This is a genomic window from Micrococcus sp. iso_26 (genome assembly GCF_056172975.1).
This window is the reverse complement of sequence record NZ_CM149652.1, coordinates 2,145,316-2,171,379: the sequence shown is the minus strand read 5'-3', so window position 1 is coordinate 2,171,379 and position 26,064 is coordinate 2,145,316. Positions and strand designations below refer to the sequence as shown.

Annotated in this window: 24 protein-coding genes, 1 tRNA gene and 1 pseudogene; 13 read left to right on the top strand and 13 right to left on the bottom strand. The window is 73.4% G+C overall.

All coding sequences use genetic code 11. From position 1 onward, the window contains the following. Window positions 1-196: 196 nt before the first annotated feature. The 6 genes from hpaD to AC0VX0_RS10065 form a co-directional block, all read right to left on the bottom strand. Window positions 197-1,363 (bottom strand): 3,4-dihydroxyphenylacetate 2,3-dioxygenase, encoded by a 1,167-nt coding sequence (gene hpaD, locus AC0VX0_RS10090; protein WP_101965927.1) that lies wholly within the window; start codon window positions 1,361-1,363, stop codon window positions 197-199. A gap of 263 nt (window positions 1,364-1,626) precedes the next feature. Next, the gene (gene hpaE / locus AC0VX0_RS10085) at window positions 1,627-3,171 is read right to left on the bottom strand and encodes a 5-carboxymethyl-2-hydroxymuconate semialdehyde dehydrogenase (protein WP_044658784.1); all 1,545 of its coding nucleotides are present in this window, start codon (window positions 3,169-3,171) and stop codon (window positions 1,627-1,629) included. A 74-nt stretch (window positions 3,172-3,245) separates the two neighbouring features. Next, entirely contained in the window at window positions 3,246-3,947 is a 702-nt protein-coding gene (locus tag AC0VX0_RS10080; protein ID WP_041102616.1) for a GntR family transcriptional regulator, read from the bottom strand. 2 nt (window positions 3,948-3,949) lie between these two features. Next, the gene (locus AC0VX0_RS10075; RefSeq protein ID WP_060974213.1) at window positions 3,950-5,548 is read right to left on the bottom strand and encodes a fumarylacetoacetate hydrolase family protein; all 1,599 of its coding nucleotides are present in this window, start codon (window positions 5,546-5,548) and stop codon (window positions 3,950-3,952) included. Window positions 5,549-5,642: 94 nt separating this feature from the next. Then, the gene (locus tag AC0VX0_RS10070) at window positions 5,643-6,857 is read right to left on the bottom strand and encodes an aminotransferase-like domain-containing protein (protein WP_377651813.1); all 1,215 of its coding nucleotides are present in this window, start codon (window positions 6,855-6,857) and stop codon (window positions 5,643-5,645) included. 72 nt (window positions 6,858-6,929) lie between these two features. Beyond that, window positions 6,930-7,664 (bottom strand): hypothetical protein, encoded by a 735-nt coding sequence (locus AC0VX0_RS10065; protein ID WP_377651811.1) that lies wholly within the window; start codon window positions 7,662-7,664, stop codon window positions 6,930-6,932. Between the two features lie 158 nt (window positions 7,665-7,822). On the opposite strand from AC0VX0_RS10065, the gene AC0VX0_RS10060 reads away from it, so the two are divergent. The 4 genes from AC0VX0_RS10060 (at window position 7,823) to pdxT (ending at window position 10,894) form a co-directional block, all read left to right on the top strand. After that, window positions 7,823-8,668, top strand: coding sequence for an HpcH/HpaI aldolase/citrate lyase family protein (locus tag AC0VX0_RS10060; protein ID WP_113914326.1), 846 nt, complete (start codon window positions 7,823-7,825; stop codon window positions 8,666-8,668). A gap of 51 nt (window positions 8,669-8,719) precedes the next feature. Further along, window positions 8,720-9,205: a DedA family protein gene (locus AC0VX0_RS10055; RefSeq protein WP_377651810.1), complete on the top strand. Its 486-nt coding sequence runs from the start codon at window positions 8,720-8,722 to the stop codon at window positions 9,203-9,205. Between the two features lie 115 nt (window positions 9,206-9,320). After that, window positions 9,321-10,265 carry a pyridoxal 5'-phosphate synthase lyase subunit PdxS gene (gene pdxS, locus AC0VX0_RS10050; RefSeq protein ID WP_036313496.1) on the top strand — a complete coding sequence of 315 codons (945 nt, stop codon included), beginning with the start codon at window positions 9,321-9,323 and terminating at the stop codon, window positions 10,263-10,265. Beyond that, window positions 10,262-10,894, top strand: a complete 633-nt coding sequence (pdxT, locus tag AC0VX0_RS10045) for a pyridoxal 5'-phosphate synthase glutaminase subunit PdxT (protein ID WP_376174438.1) — start codon at window positions 10,262-10,264, stop codon at window positions 10,892-10,894. The genes pdxS and pdxT overlap by 4 nt, the downstream gene beginning before the upstream one ends. A gap of 32 nt (window positions 10,895-10,926) precedes the next feature. On the opposite strand, the gene ald is transcribed toward pdxT, so the two are convergent. Next, window positions 10,927-12,069, bottom strand: a complete 1,143-nt coding sequence (gene ald, locus AC0VX0_RS10040; RefSeq protein WP_144820022.1) for an alanine dehydrogenase — start codon at window positions 12,067-12,069, stop codon at window positions 10,927-10,929. Between the two features lie 105 nt (window positions 12,070-12,174). Between ald and AC0VX0_RS10035 the strand changes: the two genes are divergently transcribed. Further along, window positions 12,175-12,672, top strand: a complete 498-nt coding sequence (locus tag AC0VX0_RS10035) for a DUF456 domain-containing protein (RefSeq protein WP_036339666.1) — start codon at window positions 12,175-12,177, stop codon at window positions 12,670-12,672. Between the two features lie 55 nt (window positions 12,673-12,727). Here the strand turns inward: AC0VX0_RS10035 and AC0VX0_RS10030 are convergent, their stop codons facing one another. Together AC0VX0_RS10030 and AC0VX0_RS10025 are read right to left on the bottom strand one after the other, a co-directional pair. Beyond that, window positions 12,728-13,456, bottom strand: a complete 729-nt coding sequence (locus tag AC0VX0_RS10030) for a FadR/GntR family transcriptional regulator (RefSeq protein ID WP_102708688.1) — start codon at window positions 13,454-13,456, stop codon at window positions 12,728-12,730. 79 nt (window positions 13,457-13,535) lie between these two features. Beyond that, window positions 13,536-15,197 (bottom strand): L-lactate permease, encoded by a 1,662-nt coding sequence (locus AC0VX0_RS10025; protein WP_102708689.1) that lies wholly within the window; start codon window positions 15,195-15,197, stop codon window positions 13,536-13,538. A 201-nt stretch (window positions 15,198-15,398) separates the two neighbouring features. Here AC0VX0_RS10025 and AC0VX0_RS10020 point away from each other — a divergent pair, with 201 nt between their 5' ends. Genes AC0VX0_RS10020 through AC0VX0_RS10010 form a run of 3 tightly spaced genes read left to right on the top strand, consistent with a single transcriptional unit; the run spans window position 15,399 to window position 18,591 of the window. After that, entirely contained in the window at window positions 15,399-16,262 is an 864-nt protein-coding gene (locus AC0VX0_RS10020; RefSeq protein ID WP_376174450.1) for a (Fe-S)-binding protein, read from the top strand. Then, entirely contained in the window at window positions 16,259-17,899 is a 1,641-nt protein-coding gene (locus AC0VX0_RS10015) for a LutB/LldF family L-lactate oxidation iron-sulfur protein (protein WP_376174453.1), read from the top strand. Before AC0VX0_RS10020 ends, AC0VX0_RS10015 begins: the two co-directional genes overlap by 4 nt. Continuing rightward, window positions 17,896-18,591 carry a LutC/YkgG family protein gene (locus AC0VX0_RS10010; RefSeq protein ID WP_044658796.1) on the top strand — a complete coding sequence of 232 codons (696 nt, stop codon included), beginning with the start codon at window positions 17,896-17,898 and terminating at the stop codon, window positions 18,589-18,591. Before AC0VX0_RS10015 ends, AC0VX0_RS10010 begins: the two co-directional genes overlap by 4 nt. A gap of 31 nt (window positions 18,592-18,622) precedes the next feature. Here the strand turns inward: AC0VX0_RS10010 and AC0VX0_RS10005 are convergent, their stop codons facing one another. The 3 genes and pseudogenes from AC0VX0_RS10005 to AC0VX0_RS09995 all read right to left on the bottom strand — a co-directional run bounded on the left by AC0VX0_RS10005 (window position 18,623) and on the right by AC0VX0_RS09995 (window position 20,556). Then, the gene (locus tag AC0VX0_RS10005; RefSeq protein WP_376174456.1) at window positions 18,623-18,832 is read right to left on the bottom strand and encodes a hypothetical protein; all 210 of its coding nucleotides are present in this window, start codon (window positions 18,830-18,832) and stop codon (window positions 18,623-18,625) included. Between the two features lie 21 nt (window positions 18,833-18,853). Then, window positions 18,854-18,982, bottom strand: a complete 129-nt coding sequence (locus tag AC0VX0_RS10000) for a putative transporter small subunit (protein ID WP_020624128.1) — start codon at window positions 18,980-18,982, stop codon at window positions 18,854-18,856. A gap of 34 nt (window positions 18,983-19,016) precedes the next feature. Then, window positions 19,017-20,556: pseudogene (locus AC0VX0_RS09995) on the bottom strand (sodium:solute symporter family transporter). Between the two features lie 353 nt (window positions 20,557-20,909). Here AC0VX0_RS09995 and AC0VX0_RS09990 point away from each other — a divergent pair. The 5 genes from AC0VX0_RS09990 to AC0VX0_RS09970 all read left to right on the top strand — a co-directional run bounded on the left by AC0VX0_RS09990 (window position 20,910) and on the right by AC0VX0_RS09970 (window position 23,891). After that, window positions 20,910-21,146: a hypothetical protein gene (locus tag AC0VX0_RS09990; RefSeq protein WP_376174458.1), complete on the top strand. Its 237-nt coding sequence runs from the start codon at window positions 20,910-20,912 to the stop codon at window positions 21,144-21,146. A gap of 30 nt (window positions 21,147-21,176) precedes the next feature. Further along, window positions 21,177-21,320 (top strand): VanZ family protein, encoded by a 144-nt coding sequence (locus AC0VX0_RS09985; protein ID WP_377636352.1) that lies wholly within the window; start codon window positions 21,177-21,179, stop codon window positions 21,318-21,320. A gap of 34 nt (window positions 21,321-21,354) precedes the next feature. Then, window positions 21,355-21,427: transfer RNA gene (locus tag AC0VX0_RS09980), tRNA-Ala, on the top strand. A gap of 245 nt (window positions 21,428-21,672) precedes the next feature. Continuing rightward, window positions 21,673-22,800: a glycosyltransferase gene (locus AC0VX0_RS09975; protein ID WP_122054678.1), complete on the top strand. Its 1,128-nt coding sequence runs from the start codon at window positions 21,673-21,675 to the stop codon at window positions 22,798-22,800. After that, window positions 22,800-23,891, top strand: coding sequence for a glycosyl transferase (locus AC0VX0_RS09970; protein WP_376174463.1), 1,092 nt, complete (start codon window positions 22,800-22,802; stop codon window positions 23,889-23,891). Before AC0VX0_RS09975 ends, AC0VX0_RS09970 begins: the two co-directional genes overlap by 1 nt. Window positions 23,892-23,924: 33 nt before the next feature. On the opposite strand, the gene AC0VX0_RS09965 is transcribed toward AC0VX0_RS09970, so the two are convergent. Continuing rightward, complete coding sequence (locus AC0VX0_RS09965; protein WP_376174465.1) at window positions 23,925-25,919, bottom strand: glycosyltransferase; 1,995 nt, start codon at window positions 25,917-25,919, stop codon at window positions 23,925-23,927. Between the last annotated feature and the right edge of the window lie 145 nt (window positions 25,920-26,064).

Here is a 26,064-nt window from a genome sequence, read left to right as displayed (position 1 = left end):
CCTGCTCCCCACGCTTCGAGGCGGGAAATCGAGCTCAAACTGGCCCTCCCGGCTCGAATGAGGTGGATTTTCCGCCTCGAACGGCGTGGGGCGGGGAGACGCGGAGGATGGTAGGGAGGGCGGACGCCGACGGCGGGCACCTGCGTTGGGTGCCCGCCGTCGTCGTGGTGTCCCGAAGCGGTGCCGGCCGTGCCGGTCAGAGCTGGTTGCCGAGCTTGTACTCGCCCTGCTTCCACTCCGGCATGGACTCCTCGCCCTGCCCCTCGCGGGTGTAGGAGAAGCCGTCGGCGCCGATGGTCACGGCCATCTCCGAGTCGTCGGTGCGGGAGACCAGCGGCTGCAGGTTGCCGTCGAGGTCCAGCACGCGGGAGGCATCGGTGTACCAGGACGGCACGATCGGGGTGCCCCACCAGTCGCGGCGCTGGTTGTCGTGCACGTCCCAGGTGACCACGGGGTTGTCCGGGTCACCGGTGTAGTAGTCCTGGGTGTAGACCTCCACGCGGTGGCCGTCCGGGTCGCGCAGGTAGAGGTAGAACGCGTTGGAGACGCCGTGGCGACCCGGGCCGCGCTCGATGTGGTCGGACATGCGCAGGGCGCCGAGCTTGTCGCAGATCGCCAGGATGTTGTGCTTCTCGTGCGTGGCGAAGCACACGTGGTGCATCCGGGGGCCGTCGCCGCCGGTCATGGCGGTGTCGTGCACGGTGGGCTTGCGGCGCATCCACGCGGCGTAGACGTTGCCGTTCTCGTCCTGGATGTCCTCGGTGACGCGGAAGCCCAGGTCCTGCATGTAGCGGGCGGCGCGCGGCACATCCGGGGTCACCTGGTTGAAGTGGTCCAGGCGGACCAGGGCGCCCGGGGTGTAGAGGTCGTAGCGCCAGGCCAGGCGCTCCACGTGCTCGACGTCGTGGAAGAACTCGTAGGGGAAGCCCAGCGGGTCCTCGACGCGCACGGAGTCGCCGACGCCCTTGACGAAGCCGTCCTTCCGGCGCTCCACGCGGCAGCCCAGCTCCTCGTAGAAGGCGACCGCCTTGTCCAGGTCCTCGGGGGTGCGCACGCGGTAGGAGAACGCGGCCACGGCGGCGGTCTCGCCCTGGCGCAGCACCAGGTTGTGGTGGATGAACTCCTCCATGGAGCGCAGGTAGACGGTCTCCTCGTCCTCCTCGGTGACCACCAGGCCGAGCACGTCCACGTAGAACTCGCGGGAGACGGCGAGGTCCGTGACCACGAGCTCCATCGAGGCGCAGCGCAGGATGTCCGGTGCCTCGGACGTCGGGGTGGGGAGGGGGTTCTCCGGGTCGATGGGGGCTTCCTTCGTGACGAAGAAGCCGGAGGAGGTCTTCTGGCGGCTCTCGAGGTTGGTCATCGGTGCTCCTTGGTGAGGGGGCGGTGCGCTGTGGCCTGGGACACGGTCAGTGGCTCGATCGTATACGATCCGGGCGACCGACGGAAAGGCTCTCGAGGAACGCGGGTTGAGTTGTCGCGGGTCCGGGGCGCCCGCACCCGCGACAACTCAACCCGCGTCGGGTGGGCCGGGGGAGGAGCCCGGCCCGGCCCCACCACGACGACGGCGCCCGCACCGTCGCGGGGACGGTGCGGGCGCCGTCGTGGTCACCGGTCGGCGCGGGCTCAGCCGTCGATCTTCGCCGCGGCCTGCTCCTGCTTGCCGAACACCGGGTTGTGGACCTCGCCGAGGTTGATGTGCACGGCCTGCTGATCGGTGTAGAAGTCGATCGAGCGGTAGCCGCCCTCGTGGCCCAGGCCGGAGGCCTTCACCCCGCCGAACGGGGTGCGCAGGTCCCGCACGTTGTTGGAGTTCAGCCACACCATGCCGGCCTCCACGTTCTGCGCGACGTTGTGGGCGCGCTTGAGGTCGTTGGTCCAGATGTAGGCGGCCAGGCCGTACTTGGTGTTGTTGGCCAGCTGCAGGGCCTCCTCCTCCGTGTCGAACGGGGTGATGGCCACCACCGGGCCGAAGATCTCCTCCTGGAAGATCCGGGCGTCCGGGGCCACGTCCGCGAACACGGTGGGCTGCACGAAGTTGCCCTCGGGGAAGCCCTCCGGGCGACCGCCGCCGGCCACCAGGCGGGCCTCGGTCTTGCCGATCTCCACGTAGGACATGACCTTCTCGAAGTGCTCCGGGTGCACGATCGCACCGACCTCGGTGGTCTCGTCGTCCGGCAGGCCGACCTTCACACGGGAGGCCTGGGCGGCGTAGCGCTCCACGAACTCGTCGTAGACGGAACGCTGGACCAGGATGCGGGAGCCGGCGGTGCAGCGCTCGCCGTTCAGGGAGAACACGCCGAAGATGGTCGCGTCGATCGCCGCGTCCAGGTCCGCGTCCTCGAACACCACGGCCGGGGACTTGCCGCCGAGCTCCATGGACAGGCCCTTCAGGTGCGGGGCGGCGTTGGCGAAGATGATCTGGCCGGTGCGGGACTCGCCGGTGAAGGAGATCAGCGGCACGTCCGGGTGCTTCACGAGCGGGTCGCCCGCGTAGCCCTCCTCGCCGAAGCCGTGCACCATGTTGAACACGCCCTTCGGCAGGCCGGCCTCCTCGAAGATCCCGCCCCACAGGGAGGCCGAGAGCGGGGTGAACTCGGCGGGCTTGAGCACCACCGAGTTGCCGGTGGCGATGGCCGGGGCCAGCTTCCAGGACTCCAGCATGAACGGGGTGTTCCACGGGGTGATCAGGCCGGCGACGCCGATCGGCTTGCGGTTCACGTAGTTGATCTGGCGGCCCGGCACCTTGAAGGTGTCGTCGTGCTGGGCCACGATCAGGTCCGCGAAGAAGCGGAAGTTCTCGGCGGCGCGGGCGGCCTGGCCCCTCGCCTGCTTGATCGGCAGGCCGGTGTCGAAGCACTCCATCTCGGCCAGCTGGTTGCCGCGGGTCTCCATGATGTCGGCGATCGCGTGCAGCACGCGGGAGCGCTGGCGCGGCAGGGCCTGGGACCATTCGCCGGACTCGAAGGCCCGCTTCGCGGCGGCGACGGCGCGGTCGATGTCCGCGGCCTTGCCGGAGGCGGCCGTCAGGTACGGCTCGTTGGTCACCGGGTCGAGCACCTCGAAGGTGTCGCCGTCGATCGAGTCGACGAACTCGCCGTCGATGTAGTGGCGCAGGACGTCGGGCAGGCCCTCGGGCTTGCGGGCCTCGATGCTGGTCTTCTCCGTCATGGTGTCTCTTTCGCTGAGTGCTTCGGGGGCGGATGGTCGGGGTCTGGAGCCGACGGCGCCGGTCCGGCCGGCGGTCACGCGGACGGCTCGGCGCTGTGCTCCAGGTAGGCGTGCAGGGTGTTCAGGCGGTGGGCGCGGGCGGCGGCCTCGATCTCCTCGAAGCGCGCCCCGTCCTCGATCAGGCGCAGCAGGTGTTCGTGCTCGTCCACGGAGGCCACCGCCCGGCCGGGCACGTACGCGAACGTGGAGGAGCGCAGCGCGGCCAGGCGGTTCCAGCCGCGGTGCACCAGGTCGTGCACGTGCTCGTTCTGGTGATGCTCGAACAGGATCGAGTGGAAGCGGCGGTTGAGCTCGGTGAACGCCACCGGGTCCCAGGCCGTCTCCGACTCCGTCATCGCGCGCATGGTCGCGTTCACCTCGCGGGCCGCCGCGAGGTCCTCGGCGGTCACGTGCGGGGCGCACTGGGCGGTGGAGAACCCCTCCACCAGCGCCAGCGTCTCCATGGTGTGGCGGTACTCGACCGGATCGATGCCGACCACGGTCGCGCCCACGTTGCGCTCGTAGGCCACCAGCTTCTCGGACTGCAGGCGGCGGATCGCCTCCCGCACGGGCACCACGGACATGCCCAGCTCCGCGGCGATCTGGGACAGCACCAGCCGGTCGCCCGGCTCGTGGCGCTGGTCCCGGATCCCCTCGAGGATCGCCTGGTAGGCGCGGTCCGCCTTGGAGACGGGGGCGCCTGCGAGGCCGACCGTTCCGATGTCCGTGCGGCGCATGCTCAGGCGTCGCCCTCCGGGGCCGGGGCGTCCGGCAGGGTCTTGCGGTACTCGGCGAACTTGGCCTTCCACTCGGCGTTCGGGGGGAACATCCCGTCCACCGGGTAGCCGGCCTTGACCTGCTCGTACGCCCAGGCGTCCTGGAGCTCCTGCTCGTAGGCGTCGTCCACAACCTCCTGGAGCAGGGACGGCGGGATGACCACCACACCGTCGTCGTCGCCGACGATGATGTCGCCGGGCTGCACGGTGGTGCCGCCGCAGGCGATGGTGCCGCCGACCTCCCACGGGATGTGACGGCGGCCCAGCACCGCCGGGTGCGTGGCGCCGGCGTACACCTGGAGGCCGACCTCGGCGACGGCGGCGGAGTCGCGGATGCCGCCGTCCGTGATCACGGCGTTCGCGCCGTTCACCTGGGCGCGCAGGGCCAGGACGTCCCCGAGGGTGCCGGTGCCGTGCTCGCCACGGGCCTCCATGACCACCACGTCGTCCGGCTGCACCGAGTCGATCGCCCGCTTCTGGGCGTTGAAGCCGCCGCCGAACTCCTTGGCCAGGTCCTCGCGCTTGGGGATGTAGCGCAGGGTCTTGGCGTAGCCGAGGACGCGCCGACCCCGGTGGATCGGGCGCGGGCCGTCGATGGTCGCGTTCTGGACGCCGCGCTTCTGCAGCTGGGCGGTGAGGGTGGCCACCGCGATGGCGTCGATCTTGGCGCGCAGCTCGGGGGTCAGCAGGGAGCGGTCCGGCTGCGGGGCGCTCGCGACCCAGTGGCCGTTCTCGTCCACCGCGGACGACGACGGCGCCGCGGCCTGCGGGGCCAGACCGGCGGCCTCGCGGGAGCCCCAGGCCTCCTCGCGCTGCACGTCGTCCACCTGCGGCTGCGCGCCGAACGGGGCCAGGGAGTGCTCCGAGTCGACGACCGTCGTCACCAAGCGGCCGGTGGTCGGTGCGCCGGGGGCGCTGGGGGCGTCCACCTCCACCTCGACGACGTCGCCCGGCTGGGCCACGGAGGACCCGGCGGGGGTGCCGGTGAGGATGACGTCGCCCTCCTCGAGCGTCATGAGCTGCGAGAGGTCGGCCACGAGCCGGCCGAACGGGAAGACGAGGCCCTCGGTGGTGTCGTCCTGGACGATCTCGCCGTTGACCCAGGTGCGCACGCGCAGGGCGGCCGGGTCCAGGCCCGCGGCGGAGATCACCGCGGGGCCGAGCGGGGTGTAGCCGTCGCCGGACTTGTTCTTGACGTTGGAGCCCTTGTCCGCGTGGCGGAGGTCGTAGAGGCCCCAGTCGTTGGCGGCGGTGATGCCGGAGACGTGCGACCAGCCCTCCTTCGGGCTGACGCGCCGGGCGGTGCGGCCGATGATCAGCGCGATCTCGCCCTCGTAGGCGAGCAGCTCGGTGCCGGCGGGGCGCTCGATGGTGTCGCCGGTGCGGGCGAGGGAGGTGCCGGCCTTGAGGAAGTAGCCGGGGGCCTGCGGGGACCGGCCGCGCTGGGCGATGCGGGAGGGGTAGTTCAGGTGGACGGCGAGCACCTTGCCCGGCCGGTTCTCCCGGACGGTGAAGTCGTGCTCGGTGACGGTGGGCGTGGGATCCGGTGTGCTCTGCGTCATGGTCGAGATCGTATACGATCTCGCGGGCCCGGGGAAGAGGTCGCACGCCCGGCAGACGCGCCGGGCCGACGTCGTCGTGGGCGCCCGCCGCGGCTCAGCGGGCCCGGGCGATCGACTCGTTCACCGCCGGGGCCAGGCGCCGCACGCCCTCCACGAGCTTCTCGGCCGCCACGAACGAGTACGCCAGGCGCAGGGTGGAGTGCGTGCCCTCGACGGGGGTGAAGGCCGCCCCCGGCACGAACACCGCGCCCGCCTCGATGCCGCGGTGCATCACCTCGAGGGTGTCCACCCCGGCCGGCAGGGTGGCCCACAGGAAGAAGCCGCCCTGCGGGGTGATGAACTCGACCGCCGGGTCCCAGTGCTCACGCACCGCGTCCACGAGCGCCGCGGCCCGCTCGCGGTACAGCCCGGTCACGTGGCGGACGTGGCCCTGCCAGTCCAGCTGCGTGACGAAGGCGGTGGAGAGCATCTGCGAGTACGTGGACGCGTGGATGTAGGCGGACTCCGCGCACAGGTAGAACTCGCGCTTGAGCGCAACCGGCACGAGCGCCCAGCCGATGCGCACGCCCGGGGAGAAGATCTTGGACATCGTGCCGAGGTGGACCACGTTGTCCCGGTGGTCTGCGGCGATCGGGGCGACGGGCTCGCCGTCGAACGCGATCTGCCCGTACGGGTTGTCCTCCACGATGAGCACGCCGTGCTTCTCGCAGATCGCGCCCACCTCGGCGCGGCGGCCCGGGGGCAGCAGGGCGCCCGAGGGGTTCGCGAACGAGGGGATCGTGTAGAGGAAGGCCACGCGGCGGCCCTCGGCGGCCAGGCGGGTCAGGGTCTCGTCGAGGGCCGCGGGCACCAGGCCGTGGTCGTCGGTGCCCGTGGCCACGGCCTCGAGCTGCCAGGTGGTGAAGGTGGTCAACGCGCCCACGAACGTGGGGTCCTCCACCACGACGACGTCGCCCGGGTTCGCGAACGCCCGGCAGGCGGTGTCGATCGCGGCCTGCGAGCCGGGGGTGATGACCACGAGGTCGGGATCCGCGTCCGGGATGCCGTCGGCGGCCATCACGGCGGTCGCGGCGGCACGCATCTCCTCGGTGCCCTGGCCCGGGCCGTACTGCAGGGACTCCGTGCCGAACCGGGTCATCAGGTCGGAGGCGATCCGGCCCAGCTCGTCGAGGGGCAGGTCGGCGAGCCACGGGTTCCCGCCCGCGAGCGAGATGAGGTTCGGGTCCATCGCGATGTCGAAGACGTCGCGGACCGCGGACTGCTTCACGCCGACGGCGCGCTGGGACAGGTGTTCTCGGAGGTTCCGCACGCTCGGCACCCTATAGCACGACGCGGCCGACGATGCAGGCCCGATGACGGGCGACGACGGCGGGTCGCGCGATCAGGGGGTGCTCGGCTCCTGGGCGGGGGACCACGTGCCCTGGGTCGGCTCGGCGGGACCCCAGGACGACTCGCCCTCCGGCGCCCACGTCTGCTCACCGGATCCGTCGCTCGGCTCCCCACTCGGCGTGGGGTCCCCCTGCGGGACGTCCACGGACTCGCCGAGGCGGAGCGGTTCGAGCCCCAACACGTCGTCGAGGTCCCGGCCGTCCACCTCGAGTCGGACCTGGCCCGCGGACGTGAAGGCGGCGGCGGTCGCCTGCAGCTGGGCGCGGATCCGCTCGGCCGTGCACTCGTCCTCCGGCGTCACGGTGCCGGTGAAGGTGAAGACCTCCACGTCGCCCTCGCGGCGGTGCCCGGTCGGGGTGAGGGTCTCGCGCGCGTCGAACACGGCGTTCCACAGCGACGGGTCGCCGTGCCAGCCGCGCTCGTCCGCGAACAGGAAGTCCAGGGCGGCGTCCGCCTCGTCCTCGGTGTCCGTCGGCACGGTCTGCACGGGCACCAGCAGGTCGCCGCAGCCGAAGGGCCGGCCGCTCGTCCCCGGGACCGCCTCCGGTTCCGCGACGGCGAGGTAGACCGTCAGCGGCTGATACCCCTCCGTCGCGGGCAGGGGCACGCCGTCGTCGGACGCCGAGTCCTCGGCCAGTCCGGGGTCGACCGCGCAGCCGGCCAGCAGGCACGCGGCGGCCACGGCACCCGTGATCCGCAGGGCGCGGGAAGGGGAGGGCGGGCGCATCGGGTACTCCTGGCGGTCGGGGGTCGGCGGCGTCGGACGGACCGACGGCCTCTCCATGCTACGGCCGTCCGTCTCGCCCGCCGCGAGCGGATGTGAGGCCTCCCGCGGGTGGGAAGGGGCCCGCGGGCGGACGGCCGCGGCGGGCTAGGCTGGAGGCCATGCCCGTGAGGAACCGTCGCGCCGCCGCCCTGCCCGCCAAGCTCAGCCGCTCCTGGCTGCTGGTCAACGCGGCCACCCCCGACGCGTTCGCCCCCGCCCTGGCCTCCGAGGCCGACTCCGTCATCTTCGACCTCGAGGCCGCCGTGCCGGAGGAGCAGAAGGACGCGGCCCGCCAGCACGTCGTGGACGCCCTCTCCGGCGGCATGACGGCGTGGGTGCGCATCTCCGCGACCTCCACGGACCACTGGCAGCGGGACCTCGAGGCGCTCGCGGGTCTCGACGGCGTGCGCGGCGTCGTGCTGGCCGAGACCGAGGAGCCGGAGCAGGTCACGTTCACCGCGATGCGTCTGCGCGCCGGCACCCCGGTGATCGCCCTGCTGGAGTCCGCCCTGGGCATCGAGAACGCCACGGCCGTGGCCAAGGCGCCGGGCACGTTCCGTCTCGCCTTCGGCGTGAACGACTTCCGCAAGGACGTCGGCGTCGGCGAGGACCCGCTGGCCATGGCCTACGCCCGCTCCCGCATGGTGATCGCCTCCCGCGTGGGCGGTCTGCCCGGGGCGATCGACGGACCGCCCGGCAACGCGGACGGTGAGGACGCGGTCGTCGACTCCAGCGCCGTCACCGCCTCGATGGGCATGACCGGCCGCCTCGTCCTGAACCGGGATCAGGTGGACTGGGTCAACCGGGCGATGTCCCCGTCCGAGGACGAGCTCGCGTGGGCCCGCGACCTGCTCGAGAAGCATGCTCAGGGCGCCGCCGTCGGCGACGGCTCGTACCTGCCCCGCGTGCTGCGCGCCCAGAAGATCGCGGACCTCGCGGACTCGTACGGGCTCTGGAACGCGTGAGCACGGCCGGGGCGCGCGCTTGAGTCCCCGCACCGACGGGTGGCTCCGCCCATGATGGCGTGGATCGACGGGCTGCCGCTGCTGTGGTCCATCGGGTTCTTCTGGATGCTGGCGATCCTGCGCACCCTGATCGTGTTCTCGCTCGGGCGGGGGCTGGCCTCCGGCGTCGAGCGGACCCGATGGTTTGCCCGCGTGATGGAGGGTCCCGTCTATGTCCGAGCCCAGCGCTTCATCCAGCGCCACGGGGTGTGGGCCATCCCGTTCTGCTACCTCACGGTGGGCATCCAGACGGCGGTGATCGGCTCCGCCGGCGTCGCCCGCATGCCCTGGCGCCGGTTCCTGCCGGCGGCCGCGCTCGGCACGTTCCTGTGGGGCGTGGTGTACGGGACCGTCGGGATGGCCGTGGTGTGGGCCGTCATCGGCGCGGCGCTCGGAGAGGGCCGGGACGTCCTCGCCCTCGTGCTGATCCTCGCGGCCGTGGTCGCGTTCGTCGTCTGGCGCCGACGCCGCACGCTGCGCCGGCACGGGGCCGGGTGACGTCGTCGTCCGTGACGCGGGCCGGGCTTCGCCGCCGGGGGACTAGAGTTGACCGCGTCTTCGCCCTGGCCAGCCGCCCCGCGGCCGGGGCCGCCACCCCTTCGGAAGGACCACCATGAGCGACGAGCGCGCCCGCAGCTTCTCCGCCTCCACCGCCTCCGCCGCCGACGACGGCGCCCGCGGCACCGGCACGACCCGCGTCAAGCGCGGCCTGGCGGACATGATGAAGGGCGGCGTGATCATGGACGTCGTCAACGCGGAGCAGGCGCGCATCGCCGAGGACGCCGGCGCCGTGGCCGTCATGGCGCTCGAGCGGGTCCCGGCCGACATCCGCGCCCAGGGCGGCGTGGCCCGCATGTCCGACCCCGACCTGATCGACGGCATCGTCGAGGCGGTGTCCATCCCCGTGATGGCCAAGGCGCGCATCGGCCACTTCGTGGAGGCCCAGGTGCTGCAGGCGCTCAAGGTGGACTTCATCGACGAGTCCGAGGTGCTCTCCCCGGCGGATTACGTGAACCACATCGACAAGTGGGACTTCGACGTGCCCTTCGTGTGCGGCGCCACCAACCTCGGCGAGGCCCTGCGCCGCATCACCGAGGGCGCGGCCATGATCCGGTCCAAGGGCGAGGCCGGCACCGGCGACGTCTCCGAGGCCGTGAAGCACATCCGCACCATCCGCAAGGAGATCGCCCAGCTCCAGGGCCTGGCCCAGGATGAGCTGTACGTGGCCGCGAAGGAGTTGCAGGCGCCGTACGAGCTGGTGCGCGAGGTCGCCGAGACCGGCGCCCTGCCCGTCGTGATGTTCACCGCCGGCGGTGTGGCCACCCCGGCCGACGCGGCCCTGATGATGCAGATGGGCGCCGACGGCGTGTTCGTGGGCTCCGGCATCTTCAAGTCCGGCAACCCGGCCGAGCGCGCCCGCGCCATCGTCAAGGCCACCGCCCAGTTCGACGACCCGATGGCGGTCGCCGAGGCCTCCCGCGGCCTGGGCGAGGCCATGGTGGGCATCAACGTGGGCGACCTGCCCGCCCCGCACCGCCTGGCCGAGCGCGGCTGGTGAGTCCACAGAAGACCGTCGGCGTGTTCGCCCTCCAGGGCGACGTGCGGGAGCACGCCCACGTGCTCGGGTCACTGGGCGCGCGCACGCGCCCGGTGCGCCGCCCCGCGGACCTCGAGGGTCTGGACGGCATCGTGCTGCCCGGCGGCGAGTCCTCCGTGATGGACCGCCTCGCCCGGATCATGGGGCTGAGGGACCCGCTCATCGCCGCCCTCCGCGACGGCCTGCCCGCCTACGGCACATGCGCGGGGCTGATCATGCTGGCCCGCGAGATCCGAAACCCGGCGCCGGATCAGGGTGGGCTCGGCGTGCTGGACGTGGCCGTGCGGCGCAACGCCTTCGGTGCGCAGGTCGACTCGTTCGAGGAGGACCTGGACGTCCCCGCGGTCACGGCGGAGCCGGTGCACGCCGTGTTCATCCGCGCCCCCGCCGTCGTCCAGGCGGGGGAGGGCGTCGAGGTCCTGGCGAGTGTGCCGGCGTCGCGCCTGTCCGTGCCCGCGGCGGACCCGGAGCTCGACGGCGACGCGCGGCTGCCCGTGGCCGTGCGGCAGGGCCACCTGCTCGCCACGGCCTTCCACCCCGAGGTGACCGGCGACTGGTCCTTCCACCGGGCGTTCCTCGCGGGGCTCTGAGCGGCCGGCCCCGCGCGCGACGGGCGCGGGGCTCAGGCCTCCGCGAGCACCTCGGAGGTGACGCGGACGTCCTTCTGGGGGTCCAGGCCGAGCTCGTCGGCCACGGCCGTGGCGACGGAGGGCAGGGTGAGCGCGCCGTCGTGGGCGTTGAGACCCCCGGCGAAGCCCTCGTCCGCGGCCAGCGCCGCACGCCATCCGAGGTCGGCGATGCGCTTGATGTAGGGCAGCGTCGCGTTGGTCAGGGCCGAGGTGGAGGTCTGGGGCACGGCGCCGGGCATGTTGGAGACGCAGTAGTAGATCTTGTCCCCCACGAGGTACGTCGGGTCCTGGTGGGTGGTGGCCCGCGAGTTCTCGAAGCAGCCGCCCTGGTCGATCGCGATGTCCACCAGCACCGAGCCGGGCCGCATGGACTCCACCATCTCGGCGGTCACCAGCTTCGGGGCCGCGGCGCCGGGGATCAGCACGGAGCCGATCACGAGGTCCGCGTCCGCCACGGTCTCACCGATGTTCAGGTGGGACGAGGCCAGCGTGCGGATCCGGCCCTGGTGGACGGCGTCCAGCTGCGCGAGCCGCTCGAGGGAGATGTCTAGGACGGTCACGTCCGCGCCCATGCCCGCGGCGATCACGGCCGCCGCCTCGCCGGCCACACCTCCGCCGATCACGGCCACCCGGGCGCGGCGGGTGCCGGGCACGCCGCCCATCAGCACACCCGAGCCGCCCTGCGGCTGGAGGAGGTGGTAGGCGCCCGCGGCGGGGGCCAGGCGGCCGGCCACCTGGCTCATGGGGGCCAGCAGCGGCAGGGAGCGACCGCGGGTGACCGTCTCGTAGGCGATCGCCGTCGTGCCGGCGTCCAGGATCGCCCGCGTGCACGCGGGGGAGGCGGCCAGGTGCAGGTAGGTGAAGAGGACCTGGCCGCGGCGCAGGCGGCCGTACTCCTCCGGCTGCGGCTCCTTGACCTTGAGAACCAGCTCGGCGCGCTGCCAGAGCTCGTCCGGGTCCTGGACGAGCTGCGCGCCGGCGTCGAGGTAGTCCTGGTCCGAGGCGCCGGAGCCGACGCCGGCCCCCGACTGCACGAGGACCTGGTGGCCCGCGCGCACCAGCTCCTGGACCCCGCCCTGCGTCAGGGCGACACGGAACTCGTTGTTCTTCACTTCGGTGGGCACGGCGACCAACATGCGGCGAATCTAGCCGATCCGGCCCGTTCCGGCGAGGGCACGGGGGCCGCTGCGCGCTCGCCCGTGCCGCCGTCTCCGCGGTGCCCGTCCCGTCATACTGGTGCGGTGACTCCCGCGCTGATCTCCCTCGTGGCCGTGCTCCTGCTCCTGGTGGGGCTGGTGGGCACCGTGTACCCCGTCCTGCCCGGCTCGCTGCTCAACCTCGTGACGGCTCTCGGGTGGGCCGCGCTGCTGGGTTCCCCCGCGTCCTGGACGTTCGGCGTCATCGCGGCCGGTCTCGCCGTGGCGGGGCTGAGCGCGTCCGCCGTGCTGACCGGCCGGCGGCTGCGGCGTGAACGCGTCACCCGCGGCCCGATCCTGTGGGGGGTGGCCGGCGCCGCCGTCGGGTTCTTCGTGATCCCGGTGGTGGGTCTGTTCCTCGGCTTCGCCGTCGGCCTGTTCGCCTCCCAGTGGGCCCGCACCCGGGACGCCCGGGCCGCGCTCAGCAGCTCGATCGGCGCGCTCACGGCCATGGGCATGGGCATGCTCGTGGAGTTCTGCTGTGCGCTGGGCTCGCTGACCGCCGTGGGCGTGGGCGCCCTGGTGCACGGCGTCACCGCCTGAACCGCCGGAGCCGTCCGTCCGGCGGGACCCCGCGCGCGCCGGACCCTTCGCCGGCTCAGCCGCCGGCGGGCACCCTGCCGGTCTGGGCGAGGGCGGCGAAGCCGAGGACGTGCTCCCGCAGCTCCTGCGCGGCCGCCCGGCCGTCCCCGGCGGCGGAGGCGGCGAGGATCCGCCGATGGTCGGCCTGCAGGCCGGCGCGCACGGCGGGCCAGTCGGACAGCCCGGCCACGGTCTCGGTCACGTAGCCGATGGTCGCCTGGCGCAGGGAGTCCAGCATCATCGCCGTCACGACGTTCCCGCCCAGGGTGGCCAGCCGCACGTGGAACTCGGTGTCGAGCAGGTGGAAGTCCTCCTCCGGCAGTGCGGGGTCGTCCATCCGGTCCAACAGGGTTTCCACCTCGGCCAGGACGGCGACGCTCTCGGGGCCGCCGGAGGTGGCGGCGGCCGCCTGCGCCGCATCGGTCTCGAGGAGCACGCGCGCGGCGACGACGTCGGCCATCGGCAGGGACCGGGTGGCGATGTGCAGGCGCAGCGCCCAGCCCAGCGCCGCGGACGGCTCGGAGACGACGACGGCGCCCGAGTTCGGCCCGGAGCCCGCGCTGGCGCGGATCAGGCCCATGGCCTCGAGCATCCGGGTGGCCTCCCGCACGGACGCCCGGGAGATGCCGAAGCGCTCGGCCAGGGTACGTTCGCCGGGCAGCTTGTCCCCCACGACCACGGCGCCGGAGCGCAGCTCGGCCTCGAGCCAGTCGAGCACGATGGTGTAGGCGGGGGCAGCGGTCATGGACGGACCTTCCGAGGGGGCGGGGCGGCGACCGTCCATCCTACCGACGGACGCCGCCCCGCTCGGGTGGTGCAGGCGGTCAGCCCGCCGCCGGCAGCATCCACGCCAGCACGTTGGACTGCAGGTACACGAGCGTGCACACCGCCAGCAGGAGCACGAGCGACCACACCACCACGCGGCGCAGGATCTCGGACTCCCGGCCCTCCATGCCGACCGCCGTCGCGGCGATCGCCAGGGACTGCGGGGAGATCATCTTGCCCACGACGCCGCCGGAGGTGTTGGCGGCCACCAGCAGGGCCGGATCGGCGCCGATGTTCGTGGCGGCGGTCTGCTGCAGGGTGGAGAACAGGGCGTTCGCGGAGGTGTCCGAGCCGGTCACGGCGGTGCCGAGCCAGCCGAGCACCGGGGACAGGAAGACGAAGGCCGCGCCCAGGCCGGCCACCCACGTGCCCATGGCGACCGTCTGGCCCGAGAAGTTCATGACGTAGGCCAGGGAGAGCACGATCACGATCGTCAGGGCGGACCAGCGCATGCGGGCGAAGCAGCGGCCGATCTCGGCGAGCGCGTTCCCCACCGAGAGCGGGAACCGGCCGTCGTGGTCGAACCGGGAGTAGACCACGGCCATGATCAGGCCGGCGATCAGCAGCAGCGTGCCGGGGGAGGCCAGCCACTCGAACTTGTAAACGGTGCTCGCCAGGGGCGCGCCGGAGGCGTCGACGAGGTGCCCGTCGAGCCCGGGCCACGGGATCTTGGCGGTGGCGGAGTTCAGGGCCGCGGTGATCGAGGGGACCAGCTTGGCCAGGGCGAACACGGCCACGACCACGATGTAGGGCAGCACGGCCATGAAGATCCGGCCGGGGGTGAGGTCCTGCGCCGCCGCGCGGGCGGGGGCGTCGAGGCGCTGGCGGGCCTCCTCGGCGCCCCGCGGCCGCCAGAAGCGCAGCAGCAGGACGGCGGCGGCGAGGGAGACCAGGGAGGCCACGACGTCGGTGAGCTCGTAGGAGAAGTAGGTCGAGGCCAGCCAGATGGCGACGGCGAAGCTCGCGCCGATCACGATCAGTGCCGGCCACGTCTGCCGCACGCCGCGCAGCCCGTCGATGATGAACACGAGCAGGAACGGCACGATCACGGCCACGAACGGGGCCTGGTGGCCGACGATCGCGCCGATGTGCGTGGCGGGGATGCCGGTGAGCGTGCCCGCGGTGGTGATGGGGGTGCCCACGGCGCCGAAGGCCACGGGCGCGGTGTTCGCCAGCAGCACGGCGGTGGCCGCCCGCAGCGGGGGCACGCCCAGGCCGAGCACCATGGTGGCCGTGATGGCCACGGGGGCGCCGAAGCCGGCGAGGGCCTCGAGCAGGCCGCCGAAGCAGAACGCGATGAGCACGGCCTGGATGCGGATGTCTCCGCCGCCGAGCGAGTCGAAGATCGCGCGCATGTCGTCGAATCGCCCGGAGAGCACGGTGACCTGGTAGAACCACAGCGCCATCACGACGATCCAGACGATCGGGAACAGGCCGAAGGTCGCTCCCTGGGCGGCGGCCAGGGCCGCCAGGTGGGCCGGCATGTGGAAGCCCAGCACGGCCACGAGCAGGGCCACCACGAGCGCGGCGAGCCCCGACTGCCAGGCCTTGAGGCGCAGACCGAGGAGTGTGGCGAAGAACGTCAGCAGGGGCAGGACGCCGAGCGCGGCGGAGAGCGCGACGCTGCCGGCGGCATCGGGGGTGGGGGTGAAGGTGTGCACGGGGGTCTCCCGGTGGGCGAGGGGACGGGGCGGGATCCGGTCGGGCCGGTGATGGTCGGACCACTGTGGTCAGACCAAGGAGCGTACTGTGAGGGTGGTCACCTTGCAAGAGGCTGACATGATATGGTCTGACCACTACGGCACCCGTGTGCTGGCGCACCGCACGGCGCCCCAGGCGCCCCGTCCGGAACGGAGACCGGCATGAGAATCGCCCTGTTCGCCACGTGCATCGTGGACGCGATGTACCCCAAGGTGGCCCTCGCCACCGTCCGCATCCTCGAGCGGCTCGGCCATGAGGTGGTCTTCCCGCCCGGCCAGGTCTGCTGCTCGCAGATGCACGTCAACAGCGGGTACGTGAAGGACGCCCTGCCCGTGGTGCGCAACCACGTCCGCACCTTCATGGAGGCCGACTACGATCTCGCCGTCGCCCCCTCCGGCTCCTGCGTGGCCTCGCTCGGCCACCAGCAGCCGGACGTCGCCCGCTCCTGCGGGGACGAGGGGCTGGCCCGCGACGCCGAGGTCGTCGCCTCCCGCACCCTCGAGCTGTCCCAGCTGCTCACGGACGTCCTCGGGGTGACGGACGCCGCGGCCCAGCTCGGCTCCTGGTTCCCGCACACCGTGACCTACCACCCCTCCTGCCACGGCATGCGCCTGCTGCGCCTGGGCTCGCGCCAGGAGGACCTGCTGCGCACCGTGGCGGACATCGACCTGCGCCCCCTGCCGGACGCCGAAGAGTGCTGCGGCTTCGGCGGCACCTTCGCCCTCAAGAACCCGGACGTCTCCGCCGCCATCGCGGAGGAGAAGATCGAGAAGGTCACCGCGTCCGGCGCCTCCCTCTGCACGGGCGGGGACGCCTCCTGCCTGCTCCACCTGGACGGGGCCATGCACCGTCGAGAGGCGCGCGGCCAGGACGGCCGCCCGCTGCGCACCGTGCACCTCGCCGAGATCCTCGCGGCCACCCGGGAGAACCCGCTCGAGGTCGACGGCCCCGTCGAACTGTCCATCCCCGCGTCCGCCGGCGTCCGCCGCGGACCGTCCGCCCGTGTACAGGAGGCCCGCCGATGAGCACCGCACCCACCCGCGTGCGCCTGGGAATGCCCACCGTCCGCCCCGTCCACGGCGAGGGCGAGATCCTGCTGAACACCCCGTTCCCCGAGTCCGCCCGCGAGCAGCTGAAGAACGGCCAGATGCGCGCCAACATCCGCCGGGCCACCCACACCATCCGTGCCAAGCGTGCCGGCGTCGTCGAGGAGCTGCCGGACTGGCAGGAGCTGCGCGCCGCCGGCTCCGCGCTGAAGCAGTCCGTCATGGCGGACCTGCCCGCGCTCCTCGAGCGGCTCGAGTCCGAGGTCACCGCACGCGGCGGCGTCGTGCACTGGGCCCGGGACGCGTCCGAGGCCAACCGCATCATCACGGAGCTCGTCACCGCCAAGGGCGTGGACGAGGTGATCAAGGTCAAGTCCATGGCCACCCAGGAGATCGGCCTGGACGCCGCGCTCGAGCATGCCGGCGTGGCCGCCGTCGAGACGGACCTGGCCGAGCTCATCGTCCAGCTCGGCCACGACCGGCCCAGCCACATCCTCGTCCCGGCGATCCACCGCAACCGCCAGGAGATCCGGGACATCTTCCTCCGGGAGATGCCGGAGACGGACGAGAGCCTCACCTCCGAGCCGGCCGACCTGGCCGAGGCCTCACGCCGGCACCTGCGCGAGAAGTTCCTGAGCGCGAAGGTGGCGATCTCCGGGGCGAACTTCGGCGTCGCCGAGACGGGCACGCTCGCCGTCGTCGAGTCGGAGGGCAACGGCCGCATGTGCCTGACCCTGCCGGAGACGCTGATCACCGTGATGGGCATCGAGAAGCTCGTGCCCACCTTCGAGGACCTCGAGGTGTTCCTGCAGCTGCTGCCGCGCTCGTCCACGGGCGAGCGGATGAACCCGTACACCTCCATGTGGACGGGCGTCACCGAGGGCGACGGTCCCCAGGAGTTCCACCTGGTCCTGCTGGACAACGGCCGCTCCGCGGTGCTGTCCGACCCGAAGGGCCGTTCCGCGCTGCACTGCATCCGCTGCTCGGCGTGCATGAACGTGTGCCCCGTGTACGAGCAGACCGGCGGCCACGCCTACGGCTCGGTCTACCCGGGCCCGATCGGCGCGATCCTCTCCCCGCAGCTCACCGGTGTGGACGCGGGGGAGAACGGCACCCTGCCCTACGCCTCCACGCTGTGCGGCGCGTGCTACGACGTGTGCCCCGTGGCCATCGACATCCCCTCGATCCTCATCCACCTCCGGGACGAGGACGTGCAGGCCACCCACGCCGCCCGGAAGGCGCTGCGCACGGAGAAGGACGCCGCTGCCGGCCCCCTGGCCCGCGCCAAGACGGCGGTGGAGTCCGTCACGCCCTCGCAGATGGACGTGGCGATGAAGGGCGCCTCCGTGGTGATGTCCTCGGGTCGGCGCATGTCGCTGGCCGAGCGGGGTCTGGGGCTGGGCCGGGTCGCGGCCGGGCCGGACCGGGTGCTCGGCTGGCTGCCGGGCATCGCCGGCGGGTGGACCGACGAGCGTGACGTGCCGGCGCCCCCGCGGGAGTCCTTCCGCAACTGGTGGGCCCGCCACAAGGATGAGACCGAGCACCGGGTCGCCATGGACGGCGTCGCGGGGCTGGACCGGCCGGAGGACGAGCACGTCGAGGAGGACGGACGATGAGCGAGGCGAAGGCCGAGATCCTGCGGCGCATCCGCGAGGCGACGGCGGACGGCCCGGTCGCGGACCCGGTGCAGCGCACCTACCGGCGGACGTCCTCCCGGGACCGGGCCGAGGTGGTGGAGATGCTGCGCGATCGGCTGATCGACTACCGGGCCTCCGTGCGGGATGAGACCGAGGAGACGGTGGCCGCGGCCATCGCCGAGCTGCTCGGCCCGGACGCCCGGTACGTGGTGCCGGCCGGTCTGGAGCCCGACTGGCTCCCCGCGGACTCGCGCGGGGCCGGCCGGGAGCGCATCACGGAGCCCGCGGTGGGCCACACGGGGGAGCGGGCCGCGGTCCGCGGCGCCCACGACGGCGAGCGCGAGCCCCTCAGCGTGGACGCGCTGAACGAGGTGGACGCGGTGGTGACGTCCTCGACGGTCTCCTGCGCGGAGACCGGGACGATCTTCCTCAGCGGCCGCCCGGACGAGGGCCGCCGGGCGATCACCCTGGTCCCGGACCACCACGTGTGCATCGTGCCGCTGGACTCCGTGGTGGAGCTCTTCCCGGAGGCGCTGGCCCGCGTGGAGGCGACGGCGCCGATCACCATGATCTCCGGGCCCTCGGCCACGAGCGACATCGAGCTCGAGCGCGTCGAAGGCGTGCACGGGCCGCGTCGCCTGGACGTGATCCTGCTCGACCGCGCTCGCTGACGCGGGCGCGGTCTAGCAGGGATCGAGCGGGTCAGGCCCCCTCGATGACGGCGCCGCCGGTGCGGCCCGTCTCGAGGCGGTCCTGACGCTCCCGCACGCCGCCGTACAGGGCCACGAACAGCAGCGCGAGACCGGCGGTCACGAGCATGTGGCCGAGCCCGGCGCTGCCCGGGAGGGCGGCCGAGGTCTCGGCGGGGGTCAGGCCGAAGACCGCGTCGAGGGCGAGGACCACCAGGGTCACGGTCAGCCCCCGGCGGATGCCTCAGATGATCGAGCGGCCCTCCCGACGGGCCGCGGCCCAGTCGGCGAAGAAGCCGCGGGCGATCGCGACGAGGACGGCCAGCACGAGGACGGGCCACATCAGGACGTACAGGGTCAGACCGACGGTCATGCAGATGCTCCTTGTGAGTCGGGGGACGGGGGGATCAGGACACGGGGGCCGAGGCGCGCTCGACCTGCGGCAGGTCCTCGGTCGCGGGGTCGAAGTCGCCGGTCACGCGCGCGATCCGGTCGAAGTCGAAGTCCTGGCCGGAGCGGACGGACAGCCCCCAGCACACGAGGAAGGACACGGCGTAGGCCACGAGCGAGCCCGTGAGGGTGGCGTAGTCCCGCAGGAAGCCGTAGCCGAGGAACAGCATCACGACCGAGGCGATCGCGCCGACCACGACCGCCGGGCGCAGGCCGAAGAAGCCGAAGCACATGATGCCCAGCACGACGCCCACGCCGAGGATCGCGAGGGTCTCGACCACGATCGCCCAGGCGCCCTCGATCGGGATCCACTCGAAGCGCACGGGCAGGAACACGGCCAGCGCGGCGAGCACGGACACCGTGAACGCGGCGTTGGTGATCCTGCCCCAGTAGAAGGACGCGATCACGGGGAACACGAGGCAGCCCCACAGGGCGCCCACGAAGACCAGCAGGTCGAGGATGTCGAACTTGGCGGTGGCGAAGTACAGGGCCGCCGCCGTCGCCACGATCATGGTGATGCGGCCGATCAGCAGCATGGTCTTCGGGTCGGCGTTCTTGCGGCCGACCGACTGGCCGTAGACGTCCGTCATCACGATCGACGAGAGGGCGGACAGGTCCGAGTCGGCGGTGGAGGACAGCGAGCCGATGATCATCAGGAACGCCAGGGCCACGAGCGCCAGCGGCAGGTGGTCGGCGACCATCTGCGGCAGGAGGTTGTTGACGTCGCCGTCGAGCGGCTCGGCGCCCAGGTAGAGCGCCATGACGCCGAGCATGCCGACGCCGATCACGGTGCCGCCGTAGCCGAGGGTGGCCGTGACGAAGGTGGGCTTGATGAGGTCCTCCCGCACGGCGAAGAGACGCTGGGCGATGGTCTGGTTGCCGATCGCGTAGGCCAGCACGGCGGCGATGTACGGCGCGCCCTGGTTCATGAACGCGTCGGAGGAGAAGAAGCTCTGCTGCTGGGCCGTGACGTGGCCGGCCTCGACGCCGGCCTGGAACATGCCCGGGCCGCTCGCGGCGAAGAACACGGCGGGGATGATGATGACGGTCGCGCCGAGCATGGCCATCACCTGGGCGAAGTCGGTGAGCACGGAGGCGCGGAAGCCGGACCACAGGGTGTACAGCAGCACGCCCGCGGCCACGATCAGGATGCCCGCGCCGAAGGACAGCGGGGACAGCAGGGAGATCAGGGCGCCGCCGGCGATGAAGTTGGAGGTCAGGGAGATGACGGAGCCGAGCACGGGAGACGCCGTACGTGTAGCCGGCGGTCACGGAGGCGTACATGGAGGCGGCCCAGATCCAGGTGGCCGTCATGGAGGCGGCGGACACGCCGAAGCCGATCCGGTTGCCGGCCGTCATGTAGGCGTCGGCGTTCTCCTTCTTCTTGGAGATGGCCACAGACATGATCATGGTCCCGCCGTAGAACAGCGCGACGAGCAGGATCACCCCGATCACGCCGAGCTGGGTCAGGGATGCTGCGTCCTGGGAGGGCGGCATCGGACTTCCTTTCGCACGAGTGACTGTGGACGTCCCGGTCCCCCGGCGCGGTCCGGTCAGGGCACGGCTCCGCAGGGCGGAGGGTGGCGTACCGATCACGTCGCGGCCAGGGGGGCCGGGGAGGTGGAGGGCATCCCGCCGGGTCCCGAGTCCACGAACGGCGAGCTCTCTGCTCAAGCCATCGCGGTCCCTCGGCCCTGGGCGGCGCTGTCAACACCGGCATCCTGGCGGAACGAGCCCACCCGGATGGCGCGATCATCACATGGTCGGCGCAGAAATGGCAAAAACATAGAGCCTTTTCAGCAGGGCGGGGAGCATGAGTGCCCGGCACGGGAGCCGGACAGAATGGGCGGATGACCGTTCCCTCCGGCTCCCCGGCCGCCCCCTCCGCCCCCGCTTCCCGACGACGGCGCCGCGCCCTGACGGCGGCGCTGGCCGTCGCCGTCGTGGTGCAGCTGGTGGTGCTGTACCTGCCGGGCGAGCAGGTGCCGGAGGCCGGGTTCGCCGTGCCGGGGCTGGACAAGGCGATCCACGTGGCCGTGTTCGCGCTGCCCGCGTTCCTCGCGGTGTGGCGGGGGCGGAGCGCATGATGGGCGCTGCCGTTCGCGGTGCACGCGCCGGTGAGCGAGCTCGTGCAGCACGCGTGGGTGCCGCTGCGGACGGGGGACCCGCTGGACGTCGTCGCGGACCTGGCGGGTGTGGTGCTCGGCGTGCTCGCCGCGTGGAGTCGCCGGATTGGAGGATCGGGGGCGGCGGGCGTATGATGTTCGGGTGCGCTCCCGCGGGAGGGCATGACCTGGGGCTATAGCTCAGTTGGTAGAGCGTTTCGTTCGCAATGAAAAGGTCAGGGGTTCAATTCCCCTTAGCTCCACGGGCCGTCCCGGTCCGCGATCCCTGAGATCGCGGGCCGGGACTTTCTCGTGACGGGGGCGTGTGCGCCTGCCCTGCCCTCACCCCCGGGAGGGGGGCGGCGCTTCCGGGGGGACCCCCCGGGTGTCTACAGTGCCGGGGTACGTCAGCGCGGACGTGATGCGGTCGTGTCACCGCAGGTCAGTCGCGCTTCTGCCGCCCCGCACGGGGCCGTTCGGCCCGGCCCGGGCCGGGAAGGGGACGCCGATGCGCATCAGCGTGCTCACCCACATGCTCCACCCCATCCGTTCGCCCTACGAGGGCGGGCTGGAGATGCACACGGCCATGACCGTGGAGCACCTCGTGCGCCGGGGCCACGACGTCACCGTCTACGCGCGGGAGGGCACCCGGCTGCCGGGCGACGTCGTCGCCGTGCTGCCCGCGGAGGGCGCCGGCCCGGGCCGCGCGGGCGCCCGCGTGCGCGAGGCGGCCGCCCGCCGGGCCTGCGCGCTGATCCTCGACGACGACTCCGACGCCGTCCTGAACAACTCCCTCTCCCCGGCGCCGCTCGAGCTGCTGCGCGCCCGCCCCGTGGTCACCGTCCTGCACACGCCGGCCACGCTGGCGGAGGTGCTGGCCGTCGTCGACGCCCCGGGCTGGACGGCTCCCGACCACCACCGGTGGGCCTCGGTGTCCGCGTCGAACGCGCTGGCCTGGCAGCACCGGCTGCCGCGCGTGGACGTGGTGCCCAACGGGATCGAGCTGCACCACTGGGTCTCCGACGCCGTCCCCGTGCGCGGCCGCGCCGTGTGGTCGGGCCGGATCACGGCGGAGAAGGGCCTGCACGTGGCGATCGACGCCGCCCGGATCGCGGGCATGGAGCTGCACTTCGCCGGGCCGATCTCGGACGAGGAGTACCACGCCCGCGAGGTCGTGCCGCGGCTCGGTCCGGACACCGTCTACCACGGCCACCTCGACCATCACGCGCTGCCGCACATGCTCGCCACGGGCGAGGTCTTCCTGGCCACCCCCCTGTGGGCCGAGCCGTTCGGGCTCGCCGTGGTCGAGGCCATGGCGCTCGGCGTGCCGGTGGCCGCGCTGCTCAGCGGCGCGATGGGGGAGATCGTCGCCCCGCAGGCCGGCGCACTGGCCGTGCACCACACGGCGCAGGAGCTCGCGGTCTCGATCCGTCACGCCCGCCGCAAGGACCGGGGACGCGTGCGCGCGTGGGCCTGCCGGTTCAGCGCGGAGACCATGGTGGAGGGCTACGTGGACCTGCTCGAGCAGGCCGCCGAGGACGCCCGTGACCTCGCCGCCGCCGAGGACGCGTACGGGTTCGACCCGCAGGGGGTCCCGCGCCCGTCCGCCGATGCGGCGGACCTGGAGTCCCTCTGATGGCTCCGGCCCGCAGGCGGGTCCTCTACTACGCCCACCAGCACGGGGCGGGGCACCTGCGGCACGCCGCCGGCCTGGCGTCGACCGGGGCGTTCGACGTGACGGTCGTGACCGCCCATCCCCGGGCGGCCGAACTGCTGCCCGCGGACGTCCCCGTCATCCCGCTGCCCTCGGACCTCGTGCCCGGCCACCAGCAGCCGGCCCGCTCACCCCTGCACTGGTCCCCGGTGGGGACCGAGATCCGGGCGCGCTTCGACGCCCTCCACGCGGCGGCGCAACGGGTGGACCCGGACGTGTGCGTGGTGGACGTGTCCGTGGAGGCGGCCCTGTTCCTGCGCCTGGCGGGCTGGCCCGTGCTGCACCGCCGCATGCACGGCGAGCGCACCGACCCCGCGCACGCCCTCGTCTACGCCGAGGCCGACGGCCTCTTCGCCCACTACGCCGCCGAGCTCGAGGTCCCCGCCTGGCGCGCCGCCCACGCGGACCGGGTCACCTACCTCGGGGTCGCGGACGTCACCGGCCGGCTCGGCACCCGCGCCACGACGACGTCGTCCGCCGGCGCCGCCCCGCGCGTCGCCGTGATCGCCGGGACAGGCGGCGGCGGGGTGCGGGCCGCGGACCTGGCCCGGGCGGCATCCGCCGTGCCGGAGGCGACGTGGGAGGTGTACGGCCCGATCGCCGGGGTGGGCGATCCGGAGGCGCCGGGCGGGCTCGCGGCGGAGGCGATGCCCGCCACCGTGACGCTGCACGGCTGGGTCCAGGCGCCGGCCCGCCGGGCCGCGGACGCCGACGTCGTGGTGGTCTCGGCCGGGCACAACGCCGTGGTGGACGCCGCCCGCTCCGGCCGCCCCGTGGTGCTCGCCCCCGAGCCGCGGCCGTTCGACGAGCAGCGCGTGTTCGTGCGCGAGATCCACCGGGCCGCGGGCGTGCCGTGGTGCGCGTGGGAGGACCCGGACGCCGACTGGGCCGGCGCGGTGGGCGGCGCCCTCGCGGACCCGGCCGCCGCCGACCGGCTCGCGGGCCTGCTGCTCGTGGCGCCGGGCGAGTACCGGCGGCGCTGGGAGGCGGCGATCGAGGGCGCCCTGGGCTGAGTCCGCCCCCGCCGCCCCCGGCCGTCACGGTGCTCAGTACGCGGCGTCGTCGCGGCGGGCAGCCGTCAGCTCCGCCTCCGTGGGGTGACGCAGCAGCTCGAGCCGCTCGCCCTCGGGGTCCCACGCGATCAGCCCCGCGTCCGCGAACGCGCGCAGCCACCCCTCCATGGCCCATCGGCCGTGCACCTGCCGGAAGCGGCGCGCGTTGACCAGGATGTCCTCGAGGTGGTGCAGCGGCGGGGTCATCACGCCGTGGTGCTGGTGGAACGCCTCGGCGGGGCTGAACCGCAGCGTCAGGCCGGCGTCGCGGGCGCGGAAGGCCAGGTCCGTGTCCTCGGCGCCGTAGCCGGTGAAGCCCGCGTCGAAACCGCCGATGCGGGCCAGGTCCGCGCGGCGCAGCGCCAGGATCAGCGTCCACACGAGGTGCCACTCGTCCGAGGGCCCGGCGGTCAGGTGCGCGCGCGCCCGGTGGGGCACGGAGAGGCGGCGCAGCAGGGCGTCGGCGCGATGCGAGGTCAGGTCGGCCTCCCCGACGTCGCGGACCCAGCCCGGCCGCAGGTAGCGGGGCCGGCCCATCACCACGGACCCGGGGTGGGCCGCGACCTCGGTGGCCAGCACGCCGACGGTCTCGGCCGCCGGGATGCAGTCCACGTCGAGGAAGACGAGGATCTCGCCGGTGGCGAGCTCGGCCGCGCGGTTGCGGGCCTGCGCCAGGGGCAGCCCGGCGTCGGCGGCCACGTGCCCCACGGTGACGGGCAGGTCCGTGGCCGGGACGCGCCCGTCCGGCTGGCCCATGAACACCACGACCACCTGGTCCGGGCGGCGGTGAGAGCGCTCCAGCCCGGCGATCGCGCGGGCCAGGTGCTCGTCCCGGTGCCCCGTGATGACCAGCACCGACACGCTCGGCAGCGCCCCGCGCGCCCGGGCGAGGGCCTCGCGGTAGACCGCCACGTGGGCGGCCGCCACGCGACGGCGCTGCCGGGCCCGGGCGGCCGGGTCGGCGGGGGCCGTGCGCGCGCGGGCGCGCACCAGCGTCTCGAGCGCGTCGGCGAGGGAGTCGGGATCCTCCGGGTCGAACGCGGCGAGCGAGTCGGGGGTCAACCAGGCGCCGGACTGGTCCGCGATGTGCCCGATGTCCGCGACGGCCACCGGCACCCCCAGGTCCCGGCACATCTCCACCCAGCCCGAGTGGGTGCCGATGCGGTACGGCAGCACGGACACGTCCACGTCGCGCAGCAGCGCGTGCAGGGCGGGGTCGTCGAGCCGGTCGTGCTGCCACAGCTCGAAGCCGTGGTGGGCGCAGCCTGCGCGCAGCGCGGCCAGGGCGTCCTCGTCCTGCACGGTGTCCTGGACCTCCACGGTCACCCGCGCGTCGACACCGCGGTCGGCCAGCGTCGCGACGGCGGCGGCGAGCACCGGCAGCAGCGCCACCGGGGCCACCTGGGCCCGCAGGTCCTTGGCGTGCACCAGCAGGCGGGCGGGGACGGGCGCGCCGTCGCCGTCGTCGGACGCGTCGGGGGGCAGCAGACCGGGGGCGTCGTCGTCGCCCTGCGCCACGAGGTCCTCGAGCGGGACGATGTGCGGGTGGGGGACCACGAGGGCGCGCACGCCGTAGTCGCGGGCGAGGGTCGCCGCGGCGCCGGGGGTGAGCGTGAGCACGGCGTCCGCGCGGCCCAGCAGCACGGCCAGGCGGTCCCGGTGGGGGCCCTGGTCCGTCAGGTGCGGGTTCTCGAGGTCGTGCACGGTCACGACGACGGCGCCCCCGTGCGCGTGCTGCGCGTCCAGGGCGGCGGCCAGCTGGGCGGGGCTGAAGTGCTCGAAGCCGAAGTGCACGTGCAGCACGTCCGGGCGGTGCTCGGCCAGCCACTCCGCGTGCAGGGCCCGGGGCGGCCACCACTGGTGCGCGGGCGCGCCCGGCACCGGCGGGTCCGGCAGGAACTCCACGTCCGGCGCGGCGCCCGGGTCGAGGGGGCGGATCGCGCGGGTGTACGGGTGCTGCGCGGGCACGTGCTGGACGGTGATGCTCACGGGGGAGGGCCTCCTGACCTGGGGGATGCGATGCCGCGCGGGCGGCGTGTCCCCGTCCCGGGTCGGGGGTCGCGGAATCTAGTCTGTCAGGGCAGGATCGGAGAATCGGAGCAGCGGCATCCTGTCCGTTCCGGCGCGCCGCCGC